Below are 25,488 nucleotides of genomic sequence, written 5' to 3'. Positions count from 1 at the left end.
CTCAGGAGTATCAGAATGAACGTTCATTCCGCTTTATGAAGAAAATGGATAAACGCGAACTTATCATCACCGCCACCTGCGATCTGATTGCAGAGAACGGCCTTCAGGCAACGCCAATTTCAATGGTTGCCAAAGAAGCCTGTTGTGGCGCGGGAACTATCTACCGTTACTTCGAAACCAAGGAAGAGCTGATAGAAGATGTCTACCTGACCCTGATGGAGCGTTTTTCAGACGCTTGCCTGAAGGATGTCGATGAAAACGCAAGCGTAAGGGAACAATTGAACAGCGTGTGGCTCAATCTATATCACTACATGCGTGAAGTTCCCCGAGACGCCCTGCTCCTTGATCAGTTAAGCGTTGCCCCTGCAATACGTGGTGAGCTGCAGGAACAAGGAAAGCGTCGCCTGAAAGAGAAGATTGATCCTCTGTTCGAGCGCGGTAGGGAAGAAGGACTGATTAAAGATATCCCCGACGATGTCCTGGGGGTATTTGTGTACGGCGGAATTTCGACGCTGTTACGTACCGATCGTAACGCGCCCTGTGCGGTACCCACGGAAGTGACCGACGAAATGCTGCTCAGCATATGCTGGGGAGCAATAGAGAAACGCGACTGATATTCAGGAGAGTAAGATGGCTACAGCACTGATTGATGCAGAGAAGCAGACACCAGCTAGCACGAGCGCAGCGAATGAGTCTATGCGACGCGCAGCCAAGGCAACTGCGAGTACTGACTACTACGACCTGATTGGCAATATTGCGCTCGAACGCCGGCGCACCCGCAACAGCGAAGGGGCTGCTGCAAAATAAACAGCCCTCTCCCGTATTCCATTACCAATCAATTAATTAATGGAATACGGCGTCTTCCCCTGTATCGCTTTCAGCAAAGGCTGGCGGCAATGCACTGTCTCGGTTAATCACAAAGACACTGTGTTCAGGGACAATCGAAACGCCCTCTGCTTCGATGTCTTCAAGTAAGATACACGTCAGATCAATAGAATCCATACCGACCACGATTGCCATCGGACATCCATAGTGGGTGTGAATAGCAACCAGATCTCCGATTTCGATGTCTTCGCGGACAGTGTTCACGTCACCGGCAACCAGATCATCGCTGGGCCAGGGTGTTTTAAAACGTGCAAGTGCGACGAGCTGAACAATCCCCTGAACGACACCATCGTTGATATCCAGAACCATCCCCTCTTCTGTTTCATCGGCATGGTCATCGGATACACGTTCCAGCAAGTGCAGGAACAGGTCGGAGTCTTCGTCCGTCCAGCGCACATCAACTGCTTGCGTGCCAGACCGGCGGGAGCAAAAACTAACTTCGGTAGGTACGAGAGTCGCTGGCTCGCCTTCTCCCGCTGGCATCAGCAGACTGACCGCGTCAAAGCCTGAGTTATCGTTATTCTGAATACGCCAGTAAAGCGGTTGCATTTCTGCGTTCATAAGGTCAACTCCTTATTCACCTGGATCGGGTTTGGCCTGTAACAGGCAGTCTGAGCCGTGTCCCCCTTTCTGCAACACCTGTCTGAATGTATAGCAACCGTCACCTTCCGACACAAGCCCCATATTGTGTAAAGCTGCTGCAGTTCACACAGAGAGGCGTCAAAGCGGTCATAACAGGCCGTCGGGAACTCCCTGCATATTCCTGTTCTGCCGGGGCAGCGCTGATTAAAGCAGAGCCGCTCTGTGCTCCATGATAGACTGCGTCCATTTCTAGCGTAATCAAGGTCTGCCGATGGAGATTGTTCTTATGACCCGTTATCCGCTCATTGGAGTTCTGTTCGCCACAACGGTTCTGGCGGGTTGTGCCTCAACGCCACAGGGGCTCGATAGAATTCAGGACCGTGCCAGCCGGGAGGCTGTCAGTACGGTGCGCTCCGGGGCGACCTTGATCAAAGAGGCCGAACAGCAGAAAAGCCAGGCCAAAGCTCAGGAAACTTACCGCTTTGCACCGGCCATGACTGACTCTGCCAACGACTATCTCAACGATGCGAAGCAGGCCCGTGACAAAGGCAAAGCTGACAACGAAGTCAGAGAACTGGCATTAACGGCCCTGGCTACGTTTGAGAAGGCGCAGGATCACACCTTAGTTGCCAGAGAGACCCTTGCGCCCTCTCTGGCGCATCTCGAGGTTCTGAACAGTATCCGCGCCGATACCTATTACCCAAGTGAGTATCGCGCGGTCAATGAAGATCTCGACGGTATTATCCGGACTTTAGAGACCACTGGCGCACCAGCAAGCGCCAGCCAGACACAACGCCAGCTTCTGCTGGATATGCACGACCTTGAAGTCCGTACCATCGGTTTTATCCAGCTACAACAGACCCGGAACCGGATTGCCGCTATGCGTGAAGCGGGTGCAGAAAAGCTGATCCCGCGCAGTTTCAGCACAGCAACAACAGCGCTGGCTTCCGCAGAAGACCTCATCAGCAAAGCCCCCCGGGCTGACGCAGAGATCGCTGCGCAGCGGGAAGCAGCAAAAACCGCTGCCGACCATGCCCAGATCATTCTGGCAATGAGCAATGAGGTTCTGGACGCAGATAAAGACAATGCTGAAGCCTTGGTGTTGCGTATCGAGCGCTGGTTATACAACATCGCTGTCGCTTTGAAATACCCGGATATCCGTCACCTGCCCATGGATGAGCAATCGCGTCAGCTGGCTGAAGAAATTGAAGGTGTAATTCAGCGCTGACCCACGGATTCACAGGGGCGACAACCCGGCTTTCTCAGTCTCAGCACTGGCGAATAAGTGAGCAGAGGCTGTATACTGTCGCCCCTTTTTTTGAACGACCAGACACAGCAGTATGACTGAACAGGCGAAAAAGCTTTACATCAAAACCCACGGTTGCCAGATGAACGAATACGATTCATCACGTATGGCCGACATGCTGGGTGAAAGCCATAAAATGGTGGTCACGGACAACCCTGAAGAGGCTGACGTCATTCTGCTGAATACCTGCTCTATCCGTGAGAAGGCACAAGAGAAAGTCTTCCATGAACTGGGCCGCTGGAAGAACCTGAAAACGACCAATCCGGATCTTAAGATTGGCGTCGGCGGCTGTGTGGCCTCCCAGGAAGGCGACGCCATCATGAAACGCGCGCCTTTTGTGGATATGGTCTTTGGCCCACAGACGCTGCACCGCCTGCCAGAGATGGTGAACAAGGCCAGTAATGCGATTCAGGTTGTGGACGTCACTTTCCCCGAAATCGAGAAGTTCGATCATCTGCCTGCCCCTAAGTCTGAAGGCAGCTCGGCGTTTGTGTCAGTGATGGAAGGCTGCTCGAAATACTGCACCTTCTGCGTCGTACCCTACACCCGCGGCGAAGAAGTCAGCCGCCCATTGGCTGACGTGCTGAAAGAATGTGAAGTGCTCGCAGCTCAGGGCGTGCGTGAAATTAACCTGCTTGGGCAGAACGTGAACGCCTATCAGGGTGACACGGGCGATGATGACTATGCAGACCTGGCCGAACTGATTACTCAGGTAGCCGAAATCGATGGCATTGACCGCATCCGATTTACAACGTCTCATCCGGTCGAGTTCAGCGACAGCTTGATCGAGGTTTACGCGGAAGTTCCTGAGCTGGTCAGCCACATACACCTGCCGGTTCAGAGCGGCTCTAACCGCATTCTTGCAGCCATGAAACGTGGCCACGAAATTGATCTTTATATCGATAAGATCCGCCGTCTGCGCGAACTGCGCCCTGATATCTCAATTTCATCCGACTTTATCATCGGCTTCCCGGGTGAGACGGAAGAAGACTTTCTCGACACCATGAAACTGATCGACGAGATCGGTTTTGACACCTCATTCAGCTTTGTTTACAGCGCCCGCCCTGGTACCCCAGCAGCGCAGCTGGATGATGACACCCCCGAATCACTGAAGAAGCAACGTCTGAAGATACTGCAGGACCGTATTGTGCAGAATGCACAGCAGATCAGCCGCCGCATGGTCGGACGTGAAGAAGTCATTCTGGTGACTGGCGTGTCTAAGAAAGACCCAGGCGAGCTTCAAGGCCGCACCGAAAACAACCGGGTGGTAAACTTTAAGTGTGACGATCAGTCTATGATCGGAAAATTCGTCCGGGTCAGCATTGAAGATGCCTACCCGAACAGCCTGCGTGGCGTCATCATTGACGCGTCGCAAGCGTACTGATCAACCATCATATCGAGGTCAATTTGTCCGACGAGCAGCAAAGCAGCACAAGCCCTGAACCGACCGCTAAACAGCATGCCGTGAGTTTTACTCTGGAGCCGGATGACGCCAGTCGTCTCGCAAACCTGTGCGGCAATCTGGACGGACATATCAAGCAGATTGCTGATCATTACGAGCTGGACATTTTTAATCGCGGCAACCGCTTTCAGATCGAGGGCAAAGTCGGCCCGGCCAAACGTGCCGCCGACTTACTGCAGCGCCTCTACAAAGAAACCGGCAAAGGCACTGAAATCAGCCCCGACCTGATTCACCTGTTTCTACAGGAAGACAGTGCCCGGCCGTCGCAGCGCGGTAAGCGCACCTACGACGCCGACAAAGGCATCATCAAGACTCCACTGGCGGTGATTAAGCCCAGAGGCGAGAACCAGCTTGAGTATCTGGATCAGGTACGCAAATACGACATCAACTTCGGTATAGGCCCGGCCGGTACGGGCAAAACCTTCCTTGCCGTTGCCACCGCCGTTGAAGCCCTGATGCGCGATGATGTGAAACGTATTCTGCTGGTGCGCCCTGCGGTTGAGGCCGGTGAAAAGCTCGGCTTCCTGCCCGGTGACCTGGCTCAGAAAATTGATCCGTACCTGCGCCCGTTATATGACGCTCTGTACGAGATGCTGGGTTTTGAAGCCGTTACCAAGATGATTGAACGCAATCAGATTGAGATCGCCCCACTGGCTTACATGCGTGGTCGGACTCTGAGCCATTCGTTTGTGATTCTCGATGAAAGTCAGAACACCACGAAAGAACAGATGAAAATGTTCCTGACCCGGGTTGGCTTTGGCTCTAAAGCCGTGATTACCGGCGACATCACCCAGGTCGACCTGCCGCGAGGTGTGTATTCGGGCCTGAAACACGGTCTGGAAGTGCTCGACGGCGTCGAAGGCATCGGCATCACCCGCTTTAATAACCGTGACGTAGTACGCCACCCACTGGTTCAGCGGATCGTTGATGCGTACGACAAACACGACGAGAAAGAAGACGCGCGCCGCGCTGCTGAAAAAGCGCAGGCCAAGGCCGATGCACTCGCTGCTCAGGCAAGTCATCCAAGCGAAGATCACGGCGAATGAACCTGCTGTTAGATGTTCAGCTTGCTGAAAGTATCGAGCACCTCAATACCTTGCCGACCGAAGAGCAGCTCACCCTATGGGCAAGCACTGCTCTTAAAGGCCGTACTGATTTTGAGGAACCCGAGCTGACCATTCGCCTGACCGACGAAGAAGAAAGTCAGGCTCTGAACAGTGAGTATCGCGGCAAAGACAAGCCCACCAACGTGCTGTCGTTTCCTTTTGAAATGCCCCCGGGCATACCGCTTGAGTTACTGGGTGATCTCGTCATCTGTGTCGGTGTTGTTGAGCAGGAAGCAAAAGAACAGGAAAAGACAACCGAAGCCCACTGGGCGCATATGGTAATCCACGGTTGCTTGCATTTACTGGGGTACGACCATATAAAGGACGACGAAGCCGAAGAAATGGAAGCGCTGGAGCGCGACTTGCTGGCTTCGCTCGGCTATCCCGACCCATACGCTGCGGATACTGAGTAAGCAGTTTACACATAGGAAATTACCTCCGGTCTGACGTATCCCATCCGGAGAAAAGAGGCATCATGAGCGAAGACCGATCGGGCCAACCCCGAAGTTGGCTGGAAAAAATAAGCGACCTGTTTACGGACGAACCACGCACCCGGCAGGACCTGAAAGACATCGTACGAGAAGCGGCTGACCGCAGCATCGTCGACACCGAAACGCTCACTATTATTGAAGGCGCGCTGCAAGTCTCAGACATGCAGGTTCGCGACATCATGATTCCTCGCTCGCAGATGACCTCCATTCAGGAAAACGAAAGCCTGAAAGAGTACCTGCCACGTATTATCGATTCAGCGCACTCGCGCTTCCCTGTGATCAGCGAAAACCCGAACGAAGTCAGCGGTATTCTGCTCGCCAAAGACCTGCTGCCGTTGGTGGTTAAAGACAACGCCGATGATTTCCGCGTGCGCGATATTCTGCGCCCGGCCATCTTTGTTCCTGAGAGCAAACGCCTTAACGTGCTGCTGCGCGAATTCCGCTCGAACCGTAACCACATGGCCATTGTGGTCGACGAATTCGGCGGCGTTGCAGGTCTGGTGACGATTGAAGACGTTCTGGAACAGATCGTTGGCGACATCGAAGACGAGCACGACTTCGACGACGAAGAAAACAACATCAAAGAAGTCGATCCGGGTATCTACACCGTAAAAGCACTGACGCCACTGAGCGACTTCAACGAAGCGCTGGATGCGAAGCTACCTAACGCTGACTTCGATACTATTGGCGGCATCGTCACACATCATTTCGGCCGGGTGCCTGAATGTAATGAGAGCATCCGCATTGAGGGTATGAAATTCCGTGTGATCAACGGCACCAGCCGTCAGATTAACCTGCTTGAAGTTCATACCGACGACTGAGCCCGATTATGTTCACACGCGCCGCCCTGCCATCATGGACCGCCCTAGTGGGAGGCGCGCTGTTTCCGTTTGCGCTCGCCCCCTATTTCCTGTGGCCTTTGGGCCTCGTCAGCCTTGGCGCTCTGTTTTATGCGCTGCAGAAAAGCGACACGGGCAAAGCCGCCTTTAAGCGCGCCTGGTTGTTCGGCCTTGGGCAGTTCGGCTTAGGGGTCTCGTGGATTTACGTCAGCATGCATGACCACGGTGGCACACCCGCCTGGTTAGCGGTGCCGGCTGTCGCTCTCTTTGCAGGCTTTCTCGCACTCATCCCCGGGTTTTGGTTTTTGTTACGTCAGAAACTCAGTGGGCACTCATTGGCGACATTCAGTTTCGCAAGCTTCTGGCTCTTACAGGAATGGTGTCGAAGCTGGTTCTTAACCGGCTTCCCCTGGTTGTACGCCGGCGACGCTCACCTCTTTACCTGGCTGTCCGGCTGGGCGCCAGTGTCAGGTGCTTACGTTATTTCGTTTATTCTGGCTCTGACAGCGGCCTCACTGGTCATTGTCGTGCAGACCCGCAACTGGGTGTATTTAATGCCCCTTTTACTGTGGCCAGCGGGCGACGCACTGAAGCAGGTTAACTGGACCCACGCGACCGGCACTATGTCCGTAGGTGTCGTTCAGGGGAATGTGGAACAGAACCGCAAATGGCTAAACGAAGAAATCTTCCCGACCATCGATCGCTATCAGGCAGATACCCGACCACTGCTGGGTAATGATCTGATTCTGTGGCCAGAGACTGCAATCACTCTGCTCTATCAACGCTATCAGCCTTACATGGAATTATTTGCCGAAGAGCTGCAGGAAAATAACAGCACTGTCATTACTGGTATTCCGTTTCGCTGGCCACGCGGTACCGAGTTAGAAGGCGAATACCACAACAGCATCATCGCTTTTGGTGATGGCGAAGGCGTTTACCACAAGCAACGACTGGTACCGTTTGGCGAATATATTCCGCTTGAAAGTGCGATCCGTGGCCTCATTCCGTTTTTTGATCTGCCTATGTCCAGCTTCCGCGCCGGTGAAATCGATCAGGACCTGCTGAAAGTCACCGTGCATCAAGGTGACTCAACCGAACTGGCCATAGTCGCTCCCTATATCTGCTACGAAATTGCTTACCCAGACCTGGTGCTGGAAACCGCAAAGAATGCCGACCTGCTGGTAACCATCAGCAACGATGCCTGGTTTGGGGATTCACTCGGACCTAAGCAACATATGGCGCTGGCACAGATGCGGGCACTTGAAACCGGCCGCTGGATTCTGCGCTCGACTAACACAGGTATTTCAGCACTGGTGAACCACAAAGGTGAAATCACAGACCGTATCCCAGTCAGTGAACGCACCAGTTTCAGCTCGGTTGCAGAGCGTCGCACGGGCGAAACCCTGTATATGAAAATCGGTGTATTGCCACTGCTGTGTTTCGCATTCACCCTGATTGCACTTGCAATCCTTATTCAAAGGAAAGGTCGTGGCGAAACTGCTCTTTAAGCTCAACGGCGTAACCGAAGAAGAAGCAAACTTTGTTCGCGAGCGTCTGGATGAAGCCAACATTGATTACTACGAAACCAATCAAGGCCGCTGGGGTATTTCACTTGCAGCCATCTGGTTAAAAAACGAAGACGACTACACCGGCGCCCGAGTTCTTCTCGATAAAATTCAGGAAGACTGGCTGGAAGAAGTACGGCAGCACCCGATACCAACCATGAGTCAGCGCTTCTATGAGCGCCCGACCAGTTTTATCTTAACCCTGATCGCCATTGCAGCGATCATAGGTTTATCGGTACTGCCATTTCTTGGGGCCTTTACTGACTGATCGCCAGCTACATTTCTCAGGACTGATTTATCACCAGATCATCCGAGTTTTTGCTGTAGTCGATCGCGACATCCAGCACGTGTACACCGCCTTTCTTCAACGCCAGATCCAGGGTCTCTTTGTACTCCATCACCGTAGCTACTCGGTGACCTTTGGCTCCGTAACTTTCAGCGTACTTTATAAAATCCGGGTTATTAAATTCGAGTCCGTAATCCTGCAGCCCCTCTTTACCCTGTTTCCAACGAATCATCTGCAAAGACTCGTCATTCAGAATAACCACAACCAAATCAAGGTTCATGCGTACGGCAGTCTCGAGTTCCTGCGAGTTCATCATAAAACCGCCATCGCCAACCACGGTGACGACCTGCTTATCCGGGTATATGGTTTTCGCACCAATGGCTGATGGTAACCCCGCGCCCATCGTCGCTAGCGCGTTATCGAGCAGTAGAGTATTTTCCATATAGGTTTCGTAGTGACGGGCAAACCAGATTTTGTACATGCCGTTATCGAGCGTGAGGATGCCGTCGTTATCGATACCCGTACGGGTCGCGTTAACGAGCACCTGAGGGGTGATAGTTTCAGCGGAAGCTACACTCTGTTCGAACCAATCATCGAGTTTCTGTTTTGCTTCTTTGTGGAATTGCGTATCCCAATGACTCAGATCTTTCGTTTTTAAAGCCTGAGTAATCTGCCAGATGGCATTGGCGATATCGCCAATGACTTCACACTGCGGATAGTAAATATCGTTCACTTCCGCCGACTCGAAGTTAATGTGAACCACCGGGCGCTCCCCCGTCATAATAAACGGCGGTTTTTCTACAACATCGTGGCCAATATTAATAACCAGATCAGCTTTCTCGATGGTGCTGTGCACGTAATCATCGCTACTTAATGCTGCCGTGCCGGCGTATTGTGGCAAGGATTCTGAAATAACTCCCTTACCCATCTGCGTCGGTACAAAAGGGATATCGTAGGTCTGAACCAGCTCAGTAAGAATTCGTGAAGTACGTTTTCGATTACTGCCTGCGCCGACAATCAGGATAGGGCGGGTCGCCTTCTCAAGCAAAGACACCACATGCTCAATTGCTTTTTCTTCCGCCACCGGGCGTCGTGGTTTAGAAATTGGAAGGGGGCGGTATTTAATTTTCTCGCTGGCAATGTCTTCTGGCACTTCCAGCATCACAGCACCAGGACGCTCTTCCGTCGCCAGCCTCACGGCCTCTCTGACCGTTGCCGCCGCCATGGAACCTTCAACGAGCTGCTTAGAAAACTTAGTGATCGGCCCCATCAGATCAACCACGTCGATAATCTGAAAAGCGCCCTGTTTACTATGGCGGATGGGCTTCTGACCGGTAAGCAGGATAAACGGCATCGCGCCCAGCTGGGCATAGGCAACACCTGTCACGGCATTGGTTGCACCCGGGCCAAGCGTGGTAAGACAAACTGCAGGGTTTCCGGTCAGGCGTCCAATGGTTGCTGCTGCAAATGCAGCACCCTGCTCGTGTCGGGTGACGATATATTCAAGGGAAGAATCGCGGATCGCCTCAAGAACGGCCAGATTTTCCTCTCCGGGCACACCGAAAACGTACTTAACACCTTCTGCTTCAAGACTCTTGATCAACGCCTGCGCTGTATTCATCTGCCCTATCTCCGATGTCACTTGTACTGGTTTTGTATAGGTTAACGAATATAGGAGAGGCTAAGAAGGAAATAGTTTCTTTTAATTTAGAGGGCGGCCGCTGAATAAACTATGAGTCCAACACCCAACAACGTGAATTGCTCTGATAACCTATGTGTTCGTAATAAGTATTCGCTGCGGGGGCGGCAATCAATATAATCTTACAGCCAGGTTGTAACTGCTTTTTTGTCAGAGCCTGAAGCTCCTTACCTATCCCTGCCGCCTGATAATCTCTGCTCACCGCCAAGTCTGACAAATAGCAGGCATAATAAAAATCCGTCATGCTTCGGGCAATACCGACTAACTCGTCCCCAACCCACGCAGTAACCACAAGGTTGCTGTTGGTAATCATGCCTTCGATGCGGGCTCTATCCTGAACAGGGCGGCGCTCCCCGAGCGTAGACGTTTCAAGTACCCTCAGGAACTGCTCTGTGGTAACGGGGGCATTGATCTTATATTCAATAGTCATATCTATGGGCTACTCTGGCTAGCATCTATTCATTTTTGATTGTTTGCTTAAGCTGTTTGCTCCGAAGCAAAAGATAAAGAGCGAAACCAACCGCAACACCGGGAACAATACCAATAAGCAGGCAAATCCATCCGTGACGAATTGAATACGCCTTAGCTTCATATACAACCCAAACGGCAAGTACAAACCAGCACACAAGAACATCTGTGGAGTATCCACTGGAATACGGATTCACGAAGCCCGCTGCAAATGCCCCCCAAATATCCGGGTTGGCAACCAGAGGGGGAATCACGACGACAGCAAAGAATACCGAAAAGAAGACAGCAGCGGCGATCAGTAAACTTCTGAATATAGCTTCAGACATAAAATTCCTAAGAAAGTATGGCGCTATACGATTTTTAGCAACATAATCTATTGGACTATTATGACTTAAAGGTCACCCTATTTGGTTCGCCACTTGGAGTAATATCCTTCTCATCAGGCTCATTATCCGCTTCATTCTCAAACAGAGGCCACTTGAACTCGCCCATACTGTCAGACAGAGTCATATCAGGGCAGGTTTCCTGTACCTTATCCCACTCGGCTTGAGTCGATTGACCAACCTCTAACCGCATTGAATCGATAATTGAGTCACACAAAGCAAAAATCGGCTTAGCTCTGACTTCATCGTGTATATCCAGCCCGATGAAAGAAAAGCTAATCTCAACAAATTGGTGTGCAGACACAGGAAAATACACAGAACGTATTACTTCAGGATTATCTATGCCGCCATTATGAATCTCGTGAAGATCACATACGATGGCCTGAATGCTTGTAGAGAGTGCCTTTAGGTGCCAGTTTAGCGGGGCCCGATAGTGCGGCTTTTGACCTGATCGTCGATAGCCGTATGCATAATCAAACAAATCACACACCGTCGATTCAAATACCTTAGAGTGAAAAACACTTAAGTCATCATCTTGATGGGTATCAATCAATACTGCAGTCGCTGTTAAACGTCCCTCTTCTCCAGTAAACCAAGGGCCAACAAAGTACCAATCCTTCGCATAAAACCACCATTGATCCTTAATCCTGGGAGATGTTCCAGAGCTTCCATATACACGCTGCCAGCGTCCTGTGAATATATTCCGACGGCCCGGAGTCATAGACTTTACACTACGGCCCAGACCATCGAAACCCAATATGGGGTTAGCCCACGGCGCTCTAAAATGAAAAGAAGTATCTCCAAAACGCCACGAGTTATCCCTGAGTTTAGAAAAATAAGGCCCCTGAATCTCTTCGATATTTGGTCGAGCAAACTGATTATAGCTAGCAAAGGGGAAGAATCTTAGCCAATCCAGCATCTTCTTCATCCGCGCCCCCAGCTCTGACTCGCTTTATCATAGAAAAACTTTATTGCTCCCACAGCTCCAGTCACGGTACCGGCTGTAGTCAACGTTGGGGAACTCACAACAACTCCCCCGAGAAGCAATCCGGCACTCACTAAACCATTGGCCGTCATGGTGCCATTAACTAGTTCCGCGCCATAATCCTGCCATGAATAGTCATCATTTTTATCCATCACTCGTGCGTAGTTCGCCTGTGCAGCACTTAAACTAGCGCGCAGCCCGCTATTCATCAGACTTTTATCTGGATCCATACCTAATTTCATCGCTGCACTATAGGCATCTTGCGGATCTGATTTTGACCACCTCATTTTTACGCTATGCCCTTGCTCTTTGAAGGAAAGGTTCTTTGCGGCTAAGGTCATGAGTGCCTGAGTAAGCACGATAGATCCGTAACGCTCAGAAGCCCATGCCACCCCCTGTTGGTTTTTAGCTCTCTCCATCGCATCCGCCAGCAATCCTGCATAAGCGTACGTTTGGGTATTCAATGCCGCATTGTAATTGCGCATGCCTTTGTGCTTAGCACCAGCCGGGGAATAAAACAGATCGAAATCACACCACTTTGCGACCTGATCTCCGAACAAAGGTTTCAACCTTTGTTGTGCTTCACTTGCCGCCTTAAGAGGATCACTGTACGAATCACTCGATATCACCACGCATCTGTTTTCTTTATCAGTAATAGAGTTGCTTTCTCGATACTCTACACTGAGCTTGCTTTGATCTTTCTTAACGCTGTAGACACCGGGCTTATTCTTGATTTCTCTCGCAATACGGTCGTAATCTTCACTCAAGTCCAGCCGCGATATGACTAGCTTATCATCTGAGCGGCGTTCCACCATGGCCACGATGCCAGGCACAAATACCATTACTTTCTGAAAGCTATTAGTTTTGAAGTCATTAATATTGGGGATAAAAACATTATCTTTGCCGCTCAACCCGGTTGATAATGCGCGGAGCTGCTTCATTGCCATCATAGGATAGTAGTGGCCATCCTCGGCAGCCTTGTCCAAAATCTGACCTGCGGCCTCGTATTTTGGGGCCAAAATGAGCGTTTTTCCTATGCCTGGAGTACCAAGCTCTAATCCCTTAGTAGTTTTTACCAAAGCCATGTTATCAGTCCCTTGTCGATGTCATGAGCCTGTCTATCGAGGATAAGTGACAGACCCTTTGCAAAATTCACGAAATATATACTGCGGGAGCATACCCAACTGACATCACTTTGAAAAGCTTCTGGAATGACATCAACGGGCTTAGCCCAGCCGAGCTAAAACCGCATCAAGAATCGGTCCATTGGCCTCAGGAAATTGGAAATCTGCGAGCTTAGAGTAATGCACCCAGCAGACTTCCTGCCCTTCTGCACCATGGGCAAGCAGTGCATTATTCATAGGCACGTCGACCCATAGCACTTCAAGGAGAACGGATTTATCCGAGTAGTTGAAAGGAATTTCCATCAGAGGAGACATGTGTTCTGTTGTTACGGGAAGTGCGACTTCCTCATCAAGTTCACGCACCAGAGCATCAGCGGTCGTTTCACCGGCTTCAACTTTGCCTCCGGGAAACTCCCAGAGGCCACCCTGATGTTTGTCGTCCGGACGTCGTGCAATAAGGATATCCTCATTAACGACCGCCACGGCAACAGCAACATGCACTTGTTTCATAAGTTAAACCGCTTAATCAGGAACGATAGTCGGCGTTAATTGAAACGTATTCGTGCGACAGGTCACACGTCCAGAGACGCTCATTGACGTCGCCGCGCCCGAGTTGAATTCTGATGGTGAATTCAGACTGTGCCAGAACGGCTGCACCTTTTTCTTCGGTGTAGCTGTCGCAACGTCCACCGTCTTCAACGATCTGAACATCATCCAGATAAATCTGTACTTTATCGAGATCGAAGTTCTGAACACCAGAGCGCCCTACTGCGGCCAGGATACGTCCCCAGTTAGCGTCAGAGGCGTATAACGCGGTTTTTACCAGAGGAGAATGCGCGACAGTGTAAGCGACATCTAAAGCTTCTTTCTGGCTCGCAGCGCTCTCTACGTCGATAGTGACGAACTTGGTCGCGCCCTCGCCATCACGCACAATAGCTTGCGCCAATACGCGGAAGACTTCTTCCAGTGCAGTAAATACGGCTTCCCCCGCTTTACTGCCTTCGTCGCTGTCATCTACCACAACGCCAGACTGCCCGGTTGCCATCAGCATACAGGAGTCATTAGTAGAGGTATCACCGTCGATAGTAATACGGTTAAAAGACTTATCTGCCAATTTACGTGCCCAGCCTTGCATTACCGCAGCCGGAATTTTTGCGTCCGTTGCAATAAAACCAAGCATGGTCGCCATGTTCGGCATGATCATACCCGCGCCTTTTGACAGGCCAGTAATGGTCACGGTTTTGCCGTCGATTTCAATCTGCTTGCTGTAGCCTTTAGGCAGTGTGTCTGTGGTCATAATGCCACGACCCGCGCGTGCCCAGTTGGCTTCGGTGAGGTTCTCAAGCGCTGCAGGAATACCACGTTCAAACGCTTCCATATTCAATGGCTCGCCGATGACGCCGGTTGAGAATGGCAGTACTTGTTCAGGCGCAACGCCTGTGGCTTTTGCTAGCATCTCGCAAGAAAGCTCAGCGTTTTTAAAGCCCTTAGGGCCAGTACCTGCGTTCGCGTTACCGGTATTGACCAACAGATAACGCGGGCTCGCCTTTTCAAGATTGCGTCGGCAGATATGCACAGGGGCAGCGCAGAAAGCATTCGTCGTGAATACCCCGGCGACCTCAGTGCCTTCTGCCAGTTCGAAAATCACCATGTCGTCGCGGTCTTTCTTACGCACTCCTGCTTGAGCAACGCCCAGACGAACACCTTTTACAACTGCAAAATCTTCAAAAACAGTGAAATTAACGGCCATTTTCGATCAATCTATCCTCAGGCAATTTTGCCGTGGCAATGTTTGTATTTTTTACCCGAGCCACATGGGCACGGATCATTACGACCCACTTTGTCGCCATCGCGTACGAAGGGCTTGGCCTGGTCTTCGCCTTCTGCTGCGGGTGCGTCATCGCTCCCCAGTGCAGAATCTGCGTCTTCATGCTGGAATTGCGCGCGTGCCATCTGCGCTTCTGCTTCCAGACGACGGCGCTCTTCTTCTTCTTTGATCTCTTCTTCGCGGCGGATACGAATGTGGCTCAGCACACGGATAGTGTCATGTTTGATACTACTGAGCAGCTCTTCAAACAGTCCGAAAGCCTCACGTTTGTATTCCTGTTTCGGGTTTTTCTGTCCGTAACTACGCAGATGAATACCCTGACGCAGATGATCCATAGTCGCGAGGTGTTCTTTCCAGAGATTATCGAGCACCTGAAGCATCATCTGACGCTCGACCTGGCGCATGGTTTCAGCACCAATGGTCGCTTCTTTTTCCGCATAGGCTTTATTTATCTCGTCGAGGATACGCTCACGGAGATTTTCTTCGTATAGCTTCGTGTCGTCATCCAGCCACTTCTGCACAGGAAGCTCAATTGCGAACTGAGCCAGCAGGTGACGTTCAAGACCTTCAATATCCCATTGTTCAGACAAGCTCTGTGGTGGGATGTAATCGCTGATGGCTTCATTAACAACATCTTCTCGGATGTTACTGATGACGTCAGAAATATCGCCCATTTCCATCAGGTCGTTACGCTGACCATAGACAACACGGCGCTGGTCATTGGCAACGTCATCATATTCAAGCAGCTGTTTACGAATATCGAAGTTGCGTCCTTCAACTTTACGCTGTGCCTTTTCTACAGCATTGGTCACCATACGGTGCTCGATAGATTCACCGTCTTTCATGCCCAGTGCCTGCATCATGTTACGCATGCGGTCAGACATAAAGATGCGCATCAGGCTATCTTCAAGAGACAGGAAGAAACGCGTTGAACCTTTATCACCCTGACGACCAGCACGACCACGCAGCTGATTGTCGATACGACGGGATTCATGGCGCTCAGTACCAATGATGTGCAGACCACCGGCTTCAAGCACCGCATCATGGCGCTCCTTCCATTCCGCTTTAATACGCTCAATCGTTGCAGGGTCAGGGTTATCGAGAGCATCAACCTCAGATTCCCAGTTACCACCAAGCATAATGTCGGTACCACGACCGGCCATGTTAGTTGCGATGGTTACCGCTCCCGGACGACCCGCATCAGCGATGATCTGAGCCTCACGCTCATTTTCTTTCGCGTTAAGAACGTTGTGCTCAACCTTAGCTTTCTTGAGTACACCAGAGATGTATTCTGACGACTCAATCGAGGCGGTACCGACCAGAACAGGTCGACCCTGAGCGGTAATCTCGCGAATTTCTTCAACGACTGCATCGTGCTTCTCACGCTGAGAAGCATAAATCACATCGTTATAGTCAATACGCTGAACCGGACGGTTGGTCGGAATAACAACAACATCCAGACCGTAAATCTGATTAAATTCGAACGCTTCGGTGTCCGCTGTCCCCGTCATACCAGAAAGCTTGTCATACAGACGGAAGAAATTCTGGAACGTCGTTGAAGCCAGCGTCTGGCTTTCTGCCTGAATCTTCAGACCTTCTTTCGCTTCTACGGCCTGGTGCAGACCTTCACTCCAGCGACGGCCTGGCATGGTACGCCCGGTGTGCTCATCAACGATGACCACTTGCCCGTTCTGAACGATGTAGTCGACGTTTTTCTGGAACACGGCGTGCGCTTTCAGGGCCGAATGCACATGGTGCAGCAGACTCAGGTTACCCGCAGAATAAAGACTGTCACCTTCCTGCAGAACACCGGCATTCGTCAGCATTTCTTCTACGAACTCATGACCTTCTTCAGTCAGTTCTATAGAACGGCTTTTCTCATCTACAAAGAAATGCCCGTCAACTGGCTGGCTGTCATCTTCGGATGCTTCACCCTGACGCAACTGAGGAATCAGCTCGTTGATCTGGCGATACAGTTCTGAATGGTCATCCGCCGGACCAGAGATAATCAGTGGCGTACGCGCTTCATCAATCAGGATCGAGTCGACCTCATCCACAATGGCAAAGGCGAGGTCACGCTGAACTTTCTGCTCTTTGGAGAACGCCATATTGTCGCGCAGGTAATCGAAACCGAACTCGTTGTTGGTACCGTAAACAACGTCACACTCGTATTGTGGTTTCTTGTCCTGTGGCGCCATGCCCGGAACGACCGTGCCTACGGTCATACCAAGGAATTCAAACAGTGGACGGTTCCAGTCTCCATCACGGCGAGCCAGATAGTCGTTCACGGTCACAACGTGAACACTCTTACCCGTCAGCGCGTTCAGATAAGAAGGCAGTGTCGCTACCAGGGTCTTACCCTCACCGGTACGCATCTCGGCGATACGCCCTTCATGCAGCGAGATACCACCAATCAACTGGACGTCGAAATGGCGCATCCCCATTACGCGGCGACTGGCTTCGCGACAAACAGCGAATGCTTCGGGCAGGAGATCGTCCAGCGACTTACCTTTCTGGATAGCCTCGCGGAATTCGCCTGTTTTTGCACCCAGCTGCTCATCGCTGAGTGCTTTCATGCCTTCTTCGAGCGCGTTGATGCGGGCGACGATCTTGCCCATACGTTTGAGTTCACGGCTGTTCTTACTGCCGAAAACTTTGCGGAAAATGTTACCAATCATGAGGTTGTGTCTGTCCGTAAAATATTCTGGTACGACGATGCCCGGGCATAGCGTAAAGCAAAGTGCTAAAGGCTACTGAGTTGCCGGGGTGTTGACAAGATGGGAGAGGGTTTTATTCAGCGAGGACGTCGATGAATGTAGGCAGCAGGGTCGACGCTGCGTCCGTTTTTGAAGACTTCGAAGTGTACATGCGGACCAGTTGAGCGGCCAGTACTGCCCATCAGTGCAATCACATCGCTCTTGCGAACGATATCACCGACACTGACTTTGATCTCTTTACAATGCGCGTAACGGGTTTTGTAGCCGTTACCGTGGTTCACTTCGACCAGATTACCGTAGCCGTAGCGTGGACCTGAATATGTGACAACACCTGCCGCCACTGCGACGATGTCAGAGCCGTCTTTACCGGCAAAGTCGACACCTGCATGCCACGCGGAACGACCTGTAAAAGGGTCCGCACGGTAGCCATAACGCGATGACATCCAGCCTTTAGTGATCGGTCGCCCTGCGACGAAGGTATCTTCGCTAAGTTTCTGAGCTGCGAAGAGATCATCAAGGATATCGAGCTGCTGCTCGCGGCTGGTAATACGATCTGCGAGTTGCTGAATCGCGTTAGAGATTTCAGGAACCTGATAATTGCTCTCTGGTGCAGCAATAGGACCACCCACCGATGGGGCAACACCAAAATCAAATTCGTCTGTTGGCAGGCCAGCAGAATCAACCAGGCGTTCGCCTACCGCATCAATACGCATAACACGGCTCTGGATTTCAGCCAGCCGCACAGTAAGCGCAGCCATTTCCTGCTCTGCAGAATGCCTTAAAGCCTGCAGCTCTTCACGCTGCTCTACGAGATCGCGCTCCCAGGCTTTAGCGGCATCTGGGGCCAAAGCCATATCACCACTCAGGCGCTCAGCAAGCCAATAGCCCGCAGCACCCATTGCCATAGGCAGGGCAAACAAAAGACCCAGTAACAGGTGTTTCACCGTACTGGTCAGTTTGATATTTCTCGATTCACCGTGGCGACGGCCAACAATAATAATGTTCATGGATACAATGACTACTGAATCTGTACCTTACTCTGGCTTTTGCCACCTTCTGGATTTGCAAATCTTAAAGCTGCAAATACAAGTAAGGCCATATCATAAACCATCCTGTTAGCGATGATTACATGAGTATGGCCTCGATAAACAATGAAACAAGCCAGATTTGTGTACTTACGTTAACCAGCAGCAGGTCTCATGTAAGTGATTGGCGAGGTTTCTGTATCTGTAAACTCAACAAATTCCCAGGCATCTTCCTGCTGAAGCAGCTCACGCAGGAGTCGGTTGTTGAGACCGTGACCAGATTTATGGCCAACAAACTCACCGATCAGGCTGTGACCAAGAAGGTAAAGGTCACCAACCGCATCCAGGATCTTGTGCTTAACGAACTCGTCGTCGTAGCGCAGACCATCTTCATTGAGTACACGATAATCGTCTACAACGATCGCATTTTTAACGCTACCTCCCAGAGCCAGGTTCTTAGAACGCATGTACTCCAGGTCTTTGGTAAAGCCAAATGTGCGAGCGCGGCTAACTTCTTTGACGTAAGAAGTCGATGAGAAATCAAGACTGGCAGTCTGAACACTCTGGCGGAAAACAGGGTGATCAAAATCAATCTCGAAACTCACTTTGAAACCTTCATAAGGCACAAATGAAGCGATTTTATCGCCTTCACGCACCTCAACTTTGCGCTTGATACGAATGAACTTCTTCGGTGCTTCCTGCTCAGCAATACCCGCAGATTGCAGCAGGAACACGAACGGGCCAGAACTACCATCCATAATAGGTACTTCCTGCGCGCTCAGTTCAACAATCGCATTATCAATACCCAAGCCAGCCATTGCTGAAAGCAAGTGCTCAACTGTATCGACTTTCGCGTTGTCTTTGACCAGCGTTGTAGACAAGGTGGTTTCACCTACCTGCAAGGCAGTCGCTGGAATGTCGATGATCGGATCAAGATCAACGCGGCGGAAGATAATGCCACTATCCACCGGGGCAGGCTTCAGCGTCAGGTAAACTTTCTCACCTGAGTGCAGCCCCACGCCGGTCGCGCGGATGGTGTTATTAAGAGTGCGTTGTCTTATCATTGGACATTCCTGACATTATTGAACATTTATCGTACAATTGCCGTCTATTATACCAGCAGATTACTAACACGCCAGTGTGTGTTTGTTAATCAGCCTGGCGACGCAAGAATGCTGGGATATCGAGGTAGTCCATATCCGGGTTCTCGCCTGAGTCCAGCTTCCGAGCTGCGTTGCCCGCCTGACGGCTAACCGTCGGACGATCAAGCTCACGATAGTCTGAAGAGGTTTCAGGTGCACGGCTCTGAGCCGTATTATCGACAACCTTTGTCGGCTTTGGTTCCTCAACTACCTGAGATTCCCCCAAACCAGTTGCAACTACAGTCACACGCAGCTCGTCAGTCAGGTCAGGATCAATCACTGTACCGACAACAACAGTCGCGTTTTCAGAGGCAAACTCTTCAACCGTCTCACCCACTTCACTGAACTCACCCAGTGACAGGTCAAAGCCAGCAGTTACGTTTACCAGAATACCTTTGGCGCCACGAAGATCGACATCTTCTAACAGTGGGCTGCCGATGGCTTTTTCAGCGGCTTCGCGTGCACGGTTTTCACCAGTCGCACTACCGGTGCCCATCATCGCTTGTCCCATTTCAGACATAACAGTGCGTACGTCTGCAAAGTCGACGTTGATCATACCTGGACGGGTAATCAGATCGGCGATGCCCTGAACCGCGCCCTGAAGGACATCGTTCGCCGCTTTAAAGGCATCAAGAAGAGACGTACCTTTGCCCAGAACGGAAAGGAGTTTCTCATTTGGAATAGTAATCAGGGAGTCTACATGCTCAGAAAGCTGTTCGAGGCCCTGACCAGCGATTGCCATGCGCTTTTTCCCTTCAAACGGGAATGGCTTGGTTACCACCGCTACGGTAAGAATACCGAGTTCTTTTGCAACTTCTGCAACTACTGGAGCACCACCGGTTCCGGTGCCGCCTCCCATACCTGCAGTAATGAATACCATGTCTGCTCCACGCAGAGCTTCTGCGATACGCTCACGGTCTTCCATTGCCGCTTCACGGCCAACGTTCGGATTCGCACCCGCGCCCAGACCTTTGGTCAGGCCGTTGCCCAATTGAATTACTGAACGAGAATCAACATTACGCAGCGCCTGAGCATCTGTGTTAGCGCAAATAAAATCGACACCATCAATCTGGCTTTCGACCATGTGCTGAACAGCGTTACCGCCGCCACCACCAACACCGATTACTTTTATTACTGCATTCTGCTGCACATCATCTGCAAGCTCGAACATATCACCTTCTCTTGTATGAGACATAGCATTATCTCCTATTTTCCGCGCGAGTATATTTAATATTAAAAATTATCTTTAATCCATTCTTTTATGCGGCCAAATGGATTTTTTTTATCTTCCTGAACCACTTTATTTCGGGATTTTTTATATTCCTGTCCGGCAGCATATAAAAGCAACCCAACCGAGGTGGAATAAATCGGATTATCTATCTCTCCTGACAGGCCGGAAACCCCCACAGGACGAGCAAGACGAACTGGCATATGAAAGATTTCTTCGGCCAGTTCTACGACACCTTCCATTTTCGAAGTGCCACCTGTAAGGACAACCCCAGCGGCAATAAGATCCTCAAAACCACTGCGTCTTAATTCCGCCTGAATCAGGGTAAACAGTTCGTCGTAACGAGGCTCAACAACTTCAGCTAAAGCCTGACGGGAAAGATCCCGTGGCGGTCTGTCTCCCACACTGGGCACTTTCACAGTTTCGTCCGCTTTGGCTAATTGTGTAAGCGCACATGCATACTTCATTTTAATTTTTTCGGCATGCTGAGTAGGCGTACGCAATGCCATGGCAATGTCATTCGTTACCTGATCACCGGCGATCGGAATAACAGCGGTGTGACGTATTGCACCTTCAGTAAAAATTGCGATATCCGTTGTGCCACCACCGATGTCGACCATGCAAACGCCAAGCTCACGCTCATCGTCAGTCAGTACCGAATAACTCGATGCCAACTGCTCCAGAATGATGTCGTCTGTTTCGAGGTTGCAGCGCTGTACGCAGCGCTCAATATTCTGAATAGCGTTGACTGACCCTGTCACGAGGTGCACCTTGGCCTCAAGGCGGACACCTGCCATACCAACAGGTTCTTTAATTCCTTCCTGGCTGTCGACGACATATTCCTGGGGCAGGACATGCAGGATCGACTGGTCCTGCGGTATCGCTACAGCTTGCGCGGCATCAATAACTCGCTCGATATCCATCGGTGTTACTTCCCGATCTTTTACTGCAACAATCCCGTTAGAGTTCATTGAGTGAATGTGACTTCCAGCGATGCCTACATAGACAGAATGGATAGTACAACCAGCCATCAGTTCGGCTTCTTCAATCGCACGCTGAATCGAATGAACCGTAGATTCGATGTTCACTACGACGCCTTTTTTCAGACCGCGACTTGGGCAGCTGCCAAGACCAACAACTTCAATATTGCCGTCGACGTCTACTTCACCAACGATCGCGACGACTTTCGAAGTTCCTATGTCCAGCCCGACCAGCATTCGCTTCTGCTGCGTTGTGCTCATCAACCTTTCTCCTGCTCAGTACGCCACTGAATCGCAGCGCCTTTTCCGTATCTCAAATCAACTGCACTGACTTCGTCAGCAGGCAGCCCTGTTAGTAATTTCTTCAGCCTCAAGGCTCTCTTCTCAAGATGAGCGCTGCCAATAAAAACATCCCACTCATTGCTTAAGTGAAGACTCATCGACCCTGTATCAGAGATATCAAGGCGTTGAATTTTAATATTACTGCCACCCATTACCTGCTGTACTAAACGGAAGCTCTTAATGGATTCGTCGAGATATTCGTCATTTCCATCTATAGCCGCCAGTTTATCGACGTTAAAATGCTCAGGTATCGACATTAAATCGCCATTAATTCCAATTATTTGACTCCCATTCCAAACCGCCATGGGAATATCCTCAGATACATTAATTTCAATACGATCTGGCCAGCGTTTTCTGACCTGTACATTGTGTATCAAAGGCATATTTAAAATACTGTCATATACCGAATTAAGATCCGCAGAATAAAAGCCATCTCCAAGCACCCAACTGACCTGATTTTTAATATCATCAGGTGACCAGACAACCAGATTTCCCTTTACTTCGATCCTTTCAATCAGCCACTGATCCATCATCTGGCGTCCACCAAAGAACAAACCAAGTAGAACAACGGGTAGCACCGCCCAGCCAAGCGTATTCACCGACATCCAGGCCGGCAACCTGAGCTGAATTTTCCGCTTAGGCTGTTTTTCGACCTTTTTCGTAGCGCCGCGTCGTGCTGCTGCCTTCTTAGTGGCCATGACGCTCCACCGCTTCCGCCAGCAGGCGAGTTACCAACTCAGAAAAGTCCATACCTGATGCCTTTGCTGCCATGGGAACCAGGCTGTGATCTGTCATACCCGGGCTTGTATTGGCCTCAAGTAACCAGAAAGCACCATCAGCATCCTGCATTACGTCAATACGTCCCCACCCGGCTGCGCCAAGCACATCAAACGCTTTGAGTGCGAGGGACTGAAGCGCTTTCTCTTCGCTTTCACTCAAGCCACATGGCAATAAGTATTCAGTATCGTTCGACTGATATTTAGCGTCGTAGTCGTAGAACTCGTGGGAAGTACGCAACTGAATCACGGGCAATGCTTCACCATCGACAATAGCCACTGTGAATTCGCGCCCTTCAACCCAGCGCTCCGCCAGCACAAGACCATCGTATTCACTGGCAAATTCATAACTTGATTTCAGATCTTCTGCATTGTGCACGCGCCGCATACCAATACTTGAACCTTCGCGGGCGGGCTTAACAATAGCGTTAGCATCAAGAGCTTCATTGATCGCTACCCAGTCTGAGCTCGCATCTAATAAATAGGCATTTGGCGTCGGTAACTGAGCCGCCATCCAGATCATTTTTGTGCGCCACTTATCCATTGCGAGAGCAGACGCCATGACGCCACTGCCTGTGTATGGTTTATCAAGCCACTCAAGCACACCCTGAATAGTTCCGTCTTCTCCGCCACGGCCATGCAAAGCGATAAAGGCAACATCAAAATCCAGTTCAGTCAGCTGACTGATGGCATGCCCTTGAATATCGACACGAACAACGTTGCCCCCCACACTCTCAAGTGCATCAGCAACGGCATTCCCGCTACGTAATGAAACCTTCCGCTCCGCAGAGGTGCCGCCCATTAATACGGCAATTTTTCCCAGAGATTCGATGCTCACGCGTCAACCTCCTTTAACCAGTCACTCAGGTTTTCAGCGATATTTACCGCGATACCGCCAATGTCGCCGGCGCCCTGAGTTAACAAGAGATCGCCGGGGCGAAGTATTGTCTGCAGAGGTGTTTTGAGCGATTCATCGCGCTCAATAAATACCGGATCAACAGGACCGCGCTGACGGATAGTGCCGCACATTGAGCGGCCATCAGCGCCTGCGATCGGTTTTTCGCCGGCCGGATACACTTCCATCAACAGAAGCGCATCGGCATCACTGAGAACACGAACGAAATCTTCATAGAGATCACGGGTACGTGAGTAACGATGGGGCTGAAATACCATAACCAGACGGCGATCCGGGAACCCTTTGCGAATAGCATCAAGAGTGACCTCAAGTTCACGAGGATGATGACCGTAATCATCTACCAGCATGACATCGCCATCTCCCAGCGGCACAGTACCGTTTATCTGGAAGCGGCGACCAACGCCTTCGAATTGTTCCAGCGCACGTACAATTGACTGCTCATCAACACCTTCATCTTCGGCAACAGCAATCGCTGCAAGCGCATTCAGAACATTGTGTTTTCCCGGCATCCGCATACGAACTGAAAGAGGTTCTTCTTTACCCGAGCGATGAACATTAAAACTGGTGAATATACCGTCCTGCTTGAGATCTGTAGCACGATAGTCTGCATCATCGGAGAAACCATAGGTTGTTACCTGACGGCTCAGGCCTGGCAGAATACTTCTGACATTGTCGTCATCAATGCAAACAACAGCGAGACCATAGAAAGGTAAGTTGTGCAGAAACTCAACAAAGGTATTTTTTAGTTTCTCAAAGTCACCGCCGTACGTGCTCATGTGGTCGGCATCAATATTAGTGACTATAGAAACCATAGGTTGCAGATGAAGGAAGCTCGCATCACTTTCGTCTGCTTCGGCAACCAGATAACGGCTTAATCCAAGACGGGCATTCGCACCAGCGCTATTCAACTTGCCACCAATAACGAACGTAGGATCAAGTTTTGCTTCAGCGAGTACAGAGGTCACAAGGCTGGTTGTTGTGGTCTTACCGTGTGTTCCGGCAACTGCAATTCCATGACGGAAACGCATCAGCTCAGCCAGCATTTCTGCACGACGAACAATCGGTACCCGGCGCGCAAGTGCAGCGCTTACTTCGGGGTTTGACTCGTCAATCGCGGTAGATACTACGAGTACATCTGCTTCGCTGATATTCTCTTCTTTGTGACCAATAAAAACTTCTGCACCAAGAGTCTGGAGACGCTGAGTTACGACAGAGTCTTTCAGGTCAGACCCTGTAATCCGGTAACCCTGGTTCAGCAGCACTTCAGCAATACCGCACATACCAGCACCGCCAATGCCCACAAAATGGATTACTCGAATCCGGCGCATTTCTGGAATCATATTCACTAAATCT

At 50.7% G+C, this 25,488-nt stretch carries 25 protein-coding genes; 9 read left to right on the top strand and 16 right to left on the bottom strand.

What is annotated here, in order from left to right; genetic code table 11:
- The first annotated feature begins 44 nt into the window (after nucleotides 1-44).
- Nucleotides 45-614: a TetR/AcrR family transcriptional regulator gene (locus tag B3007_RS03700; RefSeq protein ID WP_301377019.1), complete on the top strand. Its 570-nt coding sequence runs from the start codon at nucleotides 45-47 to the stop codon at nucleotides 612-614.
- A gap of 16 nt (nucleotides 615-630) precedes the next feature.
- Nucleotides 631-807, top strand: a complete 177-nt coding sequence (locus B3007_RS03695) for a hypothetical protein (RefSeq protein WP_301377020.1) — start codon at nucleotides 631-633, stop codon at nucleotides 805-807.
- A gap of 36 nt (nucleotides 808-843) precedes the next feature.
- On the opposite strand, the gene B3007_RS03690 is transcribed toward B3007_RS03695, so the two are convergent.
- The gene (locus B3007_RS03690) at nucleotides 844-1,446 is read right to left on the bottom strand and encodes a hypothetical protein (RefSeq protein ID WP_297532418.1); all 603 of its coding nucleotides are present in this window, start codon (nucleotides 1,444-1,446) and stop codon (nucleotides 844-846) included.
- 307 nt (nucleotides 1,447-1,753) lie between these two features.
- Here B3007_RS03690 and B3007_RS03685 point away from each other — a divergent pair, with 307 nt between their 5' ends.
- The 7 genes from B3007_RS03685 (at nucleotide 1,754) to B3007_RS03655 (ending at nucleotide 8,504) form a co-directional block, all read left to right on the top strand.
- Nucleotides 1,754-2,695: a hypothetical protein gene (locus tag B3007_RS03685; RefSeq protein ID WP_301377021.1), complete on the top strand. Its 942-nt coding sequence runs from the start codon at nucleotides 1,754-1,756 to the stop codon at nucleotides 2,693-2,695.
- A gap of 112 nt (nucleotides 2,696-2,807) precedes the next feature.
- Entirely contained in the window at nucleotides 2,808-4,157 is a 1,350-nt protein-coding gene (miaB, locus tag B3007_RS03680) for a tRNA (N6-isopentenyl adenosine(37)-C2)-methylthiotransferase MiaB (protein ID WP_273087835.1), read from the top strand.
- A gap of 80 nt (nucleotides 4,158-4,237) precedes the next feature.
- The gene (locus tag B3007_RS03675) at nucleotides 4,238-5,281 is read left to right on the top strand and encodes a PhoH family protein (protein WP_273087894.1); all 1,044 of its coding nucleotides are present in this window, start codon (nucleotides 4,238-4,240) and stop codon (nucleotides 5,279-5,281) included.
- Nucleotides 5,278-5,754, top strand: a complete 477-nt coding sequence (gene ybeY / locus B3007_RS03670; RefSeq protein WP_301377022.1) for an rRNA maturation RNase YbeY — start codon at nucleotides 5,278-5,280, stop codon at nucleotides 5,752-5,754. Before B3007_RS03675 ends, ybeY begins: the two co-directional genes overlap by 4 nt.
- A 62-nt stretch (nucleotides 5,755-5,816) precedes the next feature.
- Nucleotides 5,817-6,653, top strand: a complete 837-nt coding sequence (locus tag B3007_RS03665) for an HlyC/CorC family transporter (protein WP_301377023.1) — start codon at nucleotides 5,817-5,819, stop codon at nucleotides 6,651-6,653.
- 8 nt (nucleotides 6,654-6,661) lie between these two features.
- Complete coding sequence (gene lnt / locus B3007_RS03660; RefSeq protein ID WP_301377024.1) at nucleotides 6,662-8,179, top strand: apolipoprotein N-acyltransferase; 1,518 nt, start codon at nucleotides 6,662-6,664, stop codon at nucleotides 8,177-8,179.
- Nucleotides 8,160-8,504 carry a DUF6164 family protein gene (locus B3007_RS03655; protein WP_301377025.1) on the top strand — a complete coding sequence of 115 codons (345 nt, stop codon included), beginning with the start codon at nucleotides 8,160-8,162 and terminating at the stop codon, nucleotides 8,502-8,504. Before lnt ends, B3007_RS03655 begins: the two co-directional genes overlap by 20 nt.
- Nucleotides 8,505-8,520: 16 nt before the next feature.
- On the opposite strand, the gene B3007_RS03650 is transcribed toward B3007_RS03655, so the two are convergent.
- From B3007_RS03650 to murC, 15 genes are all read right to left on the bottom strand, one after another.
- Nucleotides 8,521-10,143 (bottom strand): acetolactate synthase large subunit, encoded by a 1,623-nt coding sequence (locus tag B3007_RS03650; RefSeq protein WP_068436527.1) that lies wholly within the window; start codon nucleotides 10,141-10,143, stop codon nucleotides 8,521-8,523.
- A 109-nt stretch (nucleotides 10,144-10,252) separates the two neighbouring features.
- Nucleotides 10,253-10,651 carry a GNAT family N-acetyltransferase gene (locus B3007_RS03645; protein WP_068436525.1) on the bottom strand — a complete coding sequence of 133 codons (399 nt, stop codon included), beginning with the start codon at nucleotides 10,649-10,651 and terminating at the stop codon, nucleotides 10,253-10,255.
- A gap of 25 nt (nucleotides 10,652-10,676) precedes the next feature.
- Nucleotides 10,677-11,015, bottom strand: coding sequence for a DUF2834 domain-containing protein (locus B3007_RS03640; RefSeq protein WP_068436523.1), 339 nt, complete (start codon nucleotides 11,013-11,015; stop codon nucleotides 10,677-10,679).
- A gap of 58 nt (nucleotides 11,016-11,073) precedes the next feature.
- Nucleotides 11,074-12,000, bottom strand: a complete 927-nt coding sequence (locus B3007_RS03635) for a hypothetical protein (protein ID WP_297532435.1) — start codon at nucleotides 11,998-12,000, stop codon at nucleotides 11,074-11,076.
- Entirely contained in the window at nucleotides 11,997-13,142 is a 1,146-nt protein-coding gene (locus B3007_RS03630; protein ID WP_301377027.1) for a hypothetical protein, read from the bottom strand. The genes B3007_RS03635 and B3007_RS03630 overlap by 4 nt, the downstream gene beginning before the upstream one ends.
- 141 nt (nucleotides 13,143-13,283) lie before the next feature.
- Nucleotides 13,284-13,691: an NUDIX domain-containing protein gene (locus B3007_RS03625; protein WP_301377028.1), complete on the bottom strand. Its 408-nt coding sequence runs from the start codon at nucleotides 13,689-13,691 to the stop codon at nucleotides 13,284-13,286.
- A 16-nt stretch (nucleotides 13,692-13,707) separates the two neighbouring features.
- The gene (gene argJ / locus B3007_RS03620; RefSeq protein WP_301377030.1) at nucleotides 13,708-14,931 is read right to left on the bottom strand and encodes a bifunctional glutamate N-acetyltransferase/amino-acid acetyltransferase ArgJ; all 1,224 of its coding nucleotides are present in this window, start codon (nucleotides 14,929-14,931) and stop codon (nucleotides 13,708-13,710) included.
- A gap of 17 nt (nucleotides 14,932-14,948) precedes the next feature.
- Nucleotides 14,949-17,687, bottom strand: coding sequence for a preprotein translocase subunit SecA (gene secA, locus B3007_RS03615; protein WP_301377032.1), 2,739 nt, complete (start codon nucleotides 17,685-17,687; stop codon nucleotides 14,949-14,951).
- A gap of 116 nt (nucleotides 17,688-17,803) precedes the next feature.
- A complete protein-coding gene (locus tag B3007_RS03610) occupies nucleotides 17,804-18,733 on the bottom strand; it encodes a peptidoglycan DD-metalloendopeptidase family protein (RefSeq protein ID WP_301377034.1) in 930 nt (309 codons plus the stop codon).
- 173 nt (nucleotides 18,734-18,906) lie between these two features.
- Nucleotides 18,907-19,815 carry a UDP-3-O-acyl-N-acetylglucosamine deacetylase gene (lpxC, locus tag B3007_RS03605; RefSeq protein WP_068436112.1) on the bottom strand — a complete coding sequence of 303 codons (909 nt, stop codon included), beginning with the start codon at nucleotides 19,813-19,815 and terminating at the stop codon, nucleotides 18,907-18,909.
- 85 nt (nucleotides 19,816-19,900) lie between these two features.
- Nucleotides 19,901-21,064 (bottom strand): cell division protein FtsZ, encoded by a 1,164-nt coding sequence (gene ftsZ, locus B3007_RS03600; RefSeq protein ID WP_068439466.1) that lies wholly within the window; start codon nucleotides 21,062-21,064, stop codon nucleotides 19,901-19,903.
- A 62-nt stretch (nucleotides 21,065-21,126) separates the two neighbouring features.
- On the bottom strand, nucleotides 21,127-22,362 hold the full coding sequence (ftsA, locus tag B3007_RS03595) for a cell division protein FtsA (protein WP_297532440.1): 1,236 nt from the start codon (nucleotides 22,360-22,362) through the stop codon (nucleotides 21,127-21,129).
- Nucleotides 22,362-23,048, bottom strand: a complete 687-nt coding sequence (locus tag B3007_RS03590) for a cell division protein FtsQ/DivIB (protein ID WP_301377036.1) — start codon at nucleotides 23,046-23,048, stop codon at nucleotides 22,362-22,364. Before B3007_RS03590 ends, ftsA begins: the two co-directional genes overlap by 1 nt.
- A gap of 82 nt (nucleotides 23,049-23,130) precedes the next feature.
- Nucleotides 23,131-24,057 (bottom strand): D-alanine--D-alanine ligase, encoded by a 927-nt coding sequence (locus B3007_RS03585; protein WP_076513636.1) that lies wholly within the window; start codon nucleotides 24,055-24,057, stop codon nucleotides 23,131-23,133.
- Nucleotides 24,054-25,475, bottom strand: coding sequence for a UDP-N-acetylmuramate--L-alanine ligase (gene murC / locus B3007_RS03580; protein ID WP_273092257.1), 1,422 nt, complete (start codon nucleotides 25,473-25,475; stop codon nucleotides 24,054-24,056). Before murC ends, B3007_RS03585 begins: the two co-directional genes overlap by 4 nt.
- Nucleotides 25,476-25,488 lie beyond the last annotated feature (13 nt).

Origin of the sequence: Thalassolituus sp. UBA675, from assembly GCF_002297765.1 — a bacterium.
In the GTDB taxonomy this organism is placed as follows: Bacteria; Pseudomonadota; Gammaproteobacteria; order Pseudomonadales; family Oceanobacteraceae; genus Thalassolituus.
This window is presented reverse-complemented; position numbering and strand designations above follow the sequence as displayed.

Excerpts from the sequence above, each read along its gene's own strand:
- ftsA (WP_297532440.1), bottom strand. The coding sequence starts at position 22,362 with ATGAGCACAACGCAGCAGAAGCGAATGCTGGTCGGGCTGGACATAGGA.
- ftsZ (WP_068439466.1), bottom strand. The coding sequence starts at position 21,064 with ATGTTCGAGCTTGCAGATGATGTGCAGCAGAATGCAGTAATAAAAGTA.
- B3007_RS03625 (WP_301377028.1), bottom strand. The coding sequence starts at position 13,691 with ATGAAACAAGTGCATGTTGCTGTTGCCGTGGCGGTCGTTAATGAGGAT.
- B3007_RS03635 (WP_297532435.1), bottom strand. The coding sequence starts at position 12,000 with ATGAAGAAGATGCTGGATTGGCTAAGATTCTTCCCCTTTGCTAGCTAT.
- B3007_RS03695 (WP_301377020.1), top strand. The coding sequence starts at position 631 with ATGGCTACAGCACTGATTGATGCAGAGAAGCAGACACCAGCTAGCACG.
- lnt (WP_301377024.1), top strand. The coding sequence starts at position 6,662 with ATGTTCACACGCGCCGCCCTGCCATCATGGACCGCCCTAGTGGGAGGC.
- B3007_RS03700 (WP_301377019.1), top strand. The coding sequence starts at position 45 with ATGGATAAACGCGAACTTATCATCACCGCCACCTGCGATCTGATTGCA.
- B3007_RS03665 (WP_301377023.1), top strand. The coding sequence starts at position 5,817 with ATGAGCGAAGACCGATCGGGCCAACCCCGAAGTTGGCTGGAAAAAATA.
- ybeY (WP_301377022.1), top strand. The coding sequence starts at position 5,278 with ATGAACCTGCTGTTAGATGTTCAGCTTGCTGAAAGTATCGAGCACCTC.
- B3007_RS03645 (WP_068436525.1), bottom strand. The coding sequence starts at position 10,651 with ATGACTATTGAATATAAGATCAATGCCCCCGTTACCACAGAGCAGTTC.
- B3007_RS03690 (WP_297532418.1), bottom strand. The coding sequence starts at position 1,446 with ATGAACGCAGAAATGCAACCGCTTTACTGGCGTATTCAGAATAACGAT.
- B3007_RS03650 (WP_068436527.1), bottom strand. The coding sequence starts at position 10,143 with ATGAATACAGCGCAGGCGTTGATCAAGAGTCTTGAAGCAGAAGGTGTT.
- B3007_RS03590 (WP_301377036.1), bottom strand. The coding sequence starts at position 23,048 with ATGTCGGTGAATACGCTTGGCTGGGCGGTGCTACCCGTTGTTCTACTT.
- B3007_RS03640 (WP_068436523.1), bottom strand. The coding sequence starts at position 11,015 with ATGTCTGAAGCTATATTCAGAAGTTTACTGATCGCCGCTGCTGTCTTC.
- murC (WP_273092257.1), bottom strand. The coding sequence starts at position 25,475 with ATGATTCCAGAAATGCGCCGGATTCGAGTAATCCATTTTGTGGGCATT.
- miaB (WP_273087835.1), top strand. The coding sequence starts at position 2,808 with ATGACTGAACAGGCGAAAAAGCTTTACATCAAAACCCACGGTTGCCAG.
- B3007_RS03610 (WP_301377034.1), bottom strand. The coding sequence starts at position 18,733 with ATGAACATTATTATTGTTGGCCGTCGCCACGGTGAATCGAGAAATATC.
- argJ (WP_301377030.1), bottom strand. The coding sequence starts at position 14,931 with ATGGCCGTTAATTTCACTGTTTTTGAAGATTTTGCAGTTGTAAAAGGT.
- lpxC (WP_068436112.1), bottom strand. The coding sequence starts at position 19,815 with ATGATAAGACAACGCACTCTTAATAACACCATCCGCGCGACCGGCGTG.
- B3007_RS03685 (WP_301377021.1), top strand. The coding sequence starts at position 1,754 with ATGACCCGTTATCCGCTCATTGGAGTTCTGTTCGCCACAACGGTTCTG.
- secA (WP_301377032.1), bottom strand. The coding sequence starts at position 17,687 with ATGATTGGTAACATTTTCCGCAAAGTTTTCGGCAGTAAGAACAGCCGT.
- B3007_RS03630 (WP_301377027.1), bottom strand. The coding sequence starts at position 13,142 with ATGGCTTTGGTAAAAACTACTAAGGGATTAGAGCTTGGTACTCCAGGC.